General features: G+C 73.2%; 4 protein-coding genes. All 4 read left to right on the top strand.

The window, feature by feature from the left end; translation table 11 throughout:
• Positions 1-172: 172 nt before the first annotated feature.
• Genes ACRDSK_RS31880 through ACRDSK_RS31895 form a run of 4 tightly spaced genes read left to right on the top strand, consistent with a single transcriptional unit; the run spans position 173 to position 4,675 of the window.
• Positions 173-1,474 carry an ABC transporter substrate-binding protein gene (locus ACRDSK_RS31880; RefSeq protein WP_431445116.1) on the top strand — a complete coding sequence of 434 codons (1,302 nt, stop codon included), beginning with the start codon at positions 173-175 and terminating at the stop codon, positions 1,472-1,474.
• Positions 1,471-2,559 (top strand): Gfo/Idh/MocA family protein, encoded by a 1,089-nt coding sequence (locus ACRDSK_RS31885; protein ID WP_431445117.1) that lies wholly within the window; start codon positions 1,471-1,473, stop codon positions 2,557-2,559. Before ACRDSK_RS31880 ends, ACRDSK_RS31885 begins: the two co-directional genes overlap by 4 nt.
• The gene (locus ACRDSK_RS31890; protein ID WP_431445118.1) at positions 2,556-3,788 is read left to right on the top strand and encodes a DegT/DnrJ/EryC1/StrS family aminotransferase; all 1,233 of its coding nucleotides are present in this window, start codon (positions 2,556-2,558) and stop codon (positions 3,786-3,788) included. Before ACRDSK_RS31885 ends, ACRDSK_RS31890 begins: the two co-directional genes overlap by 4 nt.
• Positions 3,785-4,675 (top strand): fumarylacetoacetate hydrolase family protein, encoded by an 891-nt coding sequence (locus ACRDSK_RS31895; protein WP_431445119.1) that lies wholly within the window; start codon positions 3,785-3,787, stop codon positions 4,673-4,675. The genes ACRDSK_RS31890 and ACRDSK_RS31895 overlap by 4 nt, the downstream gene beginning before the upstream one ends.
• The last annotated feature ends 156 nt before the right edge of the window (positions 4,676-4,831 follow it).

Below are 4,831 nucleotides of genomic sequence, written 5' to 3' on the forward strand. Positions count from 1 at the left end.
CCCCCAGGTCGGGCGGCGACGTCGGCCGGCCGCTTGGCCGCGGCGCGGGTCAACAGGGTCACGGCCTCGCTGCCCGAACTGGTCTTGACATCGTCGGCCTCGCCGGAGATATGCTGTGGCAAATATTGCATTTACGGTCGTCCGAAATCACGTTAGTTAGCGCTCGGTTCTGGTGTCAAGACAGGGGGTCACCGTGCGGTACTCGTCGGCAGTCAGATGGACGACCGGATTCGCACTCGCCGCGCTGCTCGCGGGGTGCATCGCGGGCACCGACGAGGCGGCGTCCGACCAGCGCGACGGCGAGGTCACCGTCGAGTTCTGGACGATCAACCTCAAGAAGAACTACGGCGAGTACGTCCAGGGCATGATCGACAGCTTCGAGGAGGACAACGCCGACATCACCATCGAGTGGGTCGACGTGCCCGGGCCGGACGTGGAGAGCAAGCTCCTCGCCGCGCTCGCGACCTCGGACGTGCCGGACGCGGTCAACATCGAGGACGTCCGGGTCGACCAGTTCGGCGACAGCCTCGCCGACCTCACCCCGTACTTCGACGACGCGGCGCTCGACCCGTACTTCCCGGAGCTGGTCGACGGCCTGCGCCGGGGCGACGAGCTCAAGGCCGTGCCCTGGTACAACGGCGGCGCGCCGGTCGCCGCCTACGACACCTCGGTGCTCACCAAGGCCGGCATCCGCGCCGACGCGATGCCAGCCACCTGGGACGAGGCGTTCGCCCTCGGCCGCACGATCGCCGCGAAGACGGGCGGCTGCGCCTTCAACGCGCTGCCCACCATCGGCGTGCTGACGAGCTACGACGTGCCGCTGCTCAACGAGGACGGCAGCGCCGCCGCGCTGGACAACGCGCGGGCCGCCGCGGTGCTCGACGACTTCCGCGCCGCCTATGCCGACGGCACCATCTGCCCCGGAGCGGTGAGCGAGCAGGACCGCAACCTGCCGCAGACCCTGGAGAACGGGCTTGCCGGGGCGGCCGTGAGCGACCTGCCGTTCCTGTTGCTGAACGTGGAGAAGAACGCGCCGCGGGTCTACGACCGGCTCCGGATCGACCGGGCGGTGACCGGGACCGGCGGCAAGTACGTCGTCCCCGACATCCAGACGTTCGCCGTGCCGGAGAAGAGCGACGTGCGATCCCAGGCCGCCGAGTTCATCAAGTTCGTGACCAGTCCGGAGAACCAGCTGGCCCTGTGCAAGCTCGTCACGGTCTTCCCGTCCACAAAGGACACTCTGGCCGACCCGTTCTTCAAGGAGATCGACCCGAGCACGCCGGCCGACGCGGCCCGCAAGGTCGTGGTGTCCGAGCTGCCGAACGTGGTCACCGTCGACCTCGGCACCACCGTCGACGCCGAGCTGGACAAGGCATATCTCGAGCACATCCGCGGCTTCATGACCGGCGACGAGCCGGCCGGCGACGTACTGGCCGCGATCGCCGACGAGTGGAACGAGCTCCTCGGAAGGTGAGCTCGACCGGAGAGGCAGGCGAGGTGGCGGGTACGGCGGGAGCGCGGGTACGGGTCGGCGTGGTCGGCACGGGGACGATGGGCGCGGCCTACGCGGCCGAGCTCGCCGAGCACCCCAGGGCCGAGATCACGGCGGTGGCGAGCCGAACCGGGGGGTCGGCTCGCCGCGTCGCCGAGCAGCTGGGCTGCCGCATGGTCGAGAGCGCCGCGGCGCTGGTCGCCGACCCCGAGGTCGACGCGGTGGTCGTGGCGACGCCGGACGACTCGCACGCCGCCATCGCCGTGGCCGCGGCCCGGGCCGGCAAGGCGGTGCTGGTCGAGAAGCCGCTCACCACGTCGACCGAGGACGCCCGTGAGGTCGTGGCGGCGGTGCGCGCGGCGGGCGTGGTGGCCAGCGTGCTGTACAACCACCGCTGGGTGCCGGCCTACGCCCAGGCGCACGACCGGGTCCGCGCGGGCGACCTCGGCGACCCGGTGGTGGCCTACGCCCGCAAGAACGACCGGATCTTCGTGCCCACCAAGATGATCAGCTGGGCCGACCGGACCTCGCCCGCATGGTTCCTGTCCTCGCACGACATCGACCTCGTCACCTGGCTGTTCGGCGACGCACCCGTCGAGGTGTTCGCCACCGCGGTGACCGGCAAGCTGAGCGGACTCGGCATCGACACGCCGGACGCGATCCAGGCGCAGGTGCGCTACGCGGGCGGCGCGGTGGCGACGTTCGAGGCGTGCTGGGTGTATCCGGACACGTTCCCGACCATGGTCGACTCGTTCGTCGAGGTGGTCGGCACCGAGGGCGTGATCCACCTGGACCGCAAGGTCGAGCAGATCGAGATCGCCACCACCGACGGCTACGCCTACCCGCGCAACCTCCTCCAGCGCACCGTCCACGGCGTCAGCGCGGGCGCGGTGCGCGACTGCCTGTGGCACTTCGTCGACTGTGTGGCCACCGGCGCCGAGCCGCTCGTCACGATCGAGAGCGCGGCCACGACGACGGCCGTGCTGGAGGCGCTGCACGCCTCCGCCCGGGTGGGCCGGCCGCGGCGGGTGGAGGCGTTCCCGGCGGATCCGAGAGCGCGGGCATGACGCGGGCGCTCGAGCTCGGCACCCCGGTGCGGACCGCGCCGTGGCCGCGCTGGCCCGTGTACGGCGACGCCGAGGCCGAGCTGCTCCGCGCCGCGGTCGACGCCGGCGTCGGGGCGGCCGCGGGCGGGCCGCTCAAGGTCGAGTTCGAGCGGCGCTGGGCGGAGCTCACCGGCTGCCGGCACGCGCTCGGGGTCACCAACGGCACGGTGAGTCTGGAGATCGCGCTGCGGGCGCTGGGCGTCGGCTCCGGCGACGAGGTGATCGTCCCGCCCTACACCTTCGCCGCCACGGCGACCGCGGTGCTGACGATCGGCGCGCTGCCGGTGTTCGCCGACATCGAGCCGGACACCTACAACCTCGACCCGGCCGCCGTCGAGGCGAGCGTCACAGGGCGGACCAGGGCGGTGATCGCCGTACACCTCGCCGGCGCGCCGGCCGACCTCGACGCGCTCACGGCACTGTGCCGCCGGCGTGACCTCGCGCTGGTCGAGGACGCCGCGCACGCACACGGCGCGCGGTGGCGCGGAAGGCCGGTGGGCGGCTTCGGAGCGTTCGGGTCGTGGTCGTTCCAGGCCTCGAAGAACCTCAGCGCGGGCGAGGGTGGCGCGCTGACGACCGACGACGCCGAGCTCGCCGCGGCCGCCTGGCGGCTGCACAACTGCGGCCGGCGACCGGGCGAGCCCTGGTACGCCCACTTCGAGCTCGGCGGCAACCACCGCCTCACCGAGTGGTCGGCCGCCGTCGCACTGGCCGGCCTGGACCGCCTGCCCGACCAGCTCGCCCGGCGCGAGGCCGCGGCGTCCATTCTGGACACCGAGCTGGCCACTGTGGATGGTCTGCGGCCGATGGTGCGGGACTCCCGGGTGGACACCCACGCCCACCACCTCTACCTGTTCCGCTACGACCCGGAGGCGTTCTCCGGCCTGGACCGGGACCGGTTCGTCGCGGCGCTGCGCCACCACGGGATCCCGGCGTCGAGCGGCTACCCGGCGCCGCTGTACCGGCAGCCGGTCTTCGCCGACCTCCGGTTCGACCGCCGCGCCACCGGCTGGTCGCCGGAGCGCCCGGCCACCCGCTACGGCGAGCTGCGCCTGCCGGTCTGCGAGCGCGCCTGCGCGGACACCGTGTGGCTGCCGCAGTCGCTGCTGCTGGCGCCGCCCGCGGAGATGACGGATGTGGTCGCCGCGGTCCACGAGGTTCGCCGCGCCGCGAACGGTGCGGCGCCGTGAGGCTGGCCCGGCTGCGCACCGGCGACGGGTACCGCGTGGCGCTCGGACTCGACGGCGGCGCCGAGGTCGTCCGGCTCGACCACGTGTTGCCGTCCTGCCCCGCGGACCCGGTGGAACTGCTCACCCGGCCGAACCGGGAGCGGGTCGTCGAGCAGGCGCTGCTCGCCGTGACCGAACCCGGCACGCGGGACCGGCTGCGCGCCGCCGGCGCGCTGCGCCGGCTCGAGGAGGTCGAGCTGGCGCCGCCGGTGGTCGCGCCGAGCAAGGTGCTGTGCCTCGCGCTGAACTACCGCGCGCACGCGGCCGAGGGCGGGTTCGTGCCGCCGGAGCGGCCGGTGCTGTTCCTCAAGGGCCCCAACACCTTGTGCGGACACGGCGCGGACGTGGTGGTGCCGCCGGCGTCGCGGCGCATCGACCACGAGGGGGAGCTCGCCGTGGTGATCGGCCGCCGGGCCCGCCATCTGTCCGAAGAGGACTGGCCGGCCGCCGTCGCCGGCTACACGATCATGAACGACCTGACCGCGCGCGACCTGCAGCTCGCCGACATCGAGCGCGGCCACCCGTGGGACCTGCCCAAGAGCTTCGACGGCTACGGCCCGACCGGCCCGTGGCTGGTCAGCCCGGACGAGGTCGCCGACCCGCAGGCGCTCGACCTGACGGTCACGGTCGACGGCGAGGTGCGCCAGCACGCGTCCACCGGCGAGATGATCTTCGGGGTCGGCGAGGTGCTGTGCCACCTGTCCTCGGTGCTGACCCTCGAACCCGGCGACGTGATCGCGACCGGCACGCCGGAGGGGATCGGTCCGGTCGGCGACGGCTCGACAGTCGAGGTGTCGATCTCCGGAATCGGCGTGCTGCGCAACACGATCCGGTTCGCCGCGCCGTGACCCGGTACGTGGAGAAGCCGCCGCACGCCGACAGGGGCCGGATTCGGCACCTGACCGAGCGGGCGCTGGTGACCGCGCTCGACCCCGCCCGGCTGCCGGAGTCGACCGACGGCCAGGTCCTCGACGCGTGGCTCGCGCACCGGGTCGAGGCCGGCC

The organism is Actinophytocola sp. (assembly GCF_050699915.1).
Taxonomy (GTDB): domain Bacteria; phylum Actinomycetota; class Actinomycetes; order Mycobacteriales; family Pseudonocardiaceae; genus Actinophytocola.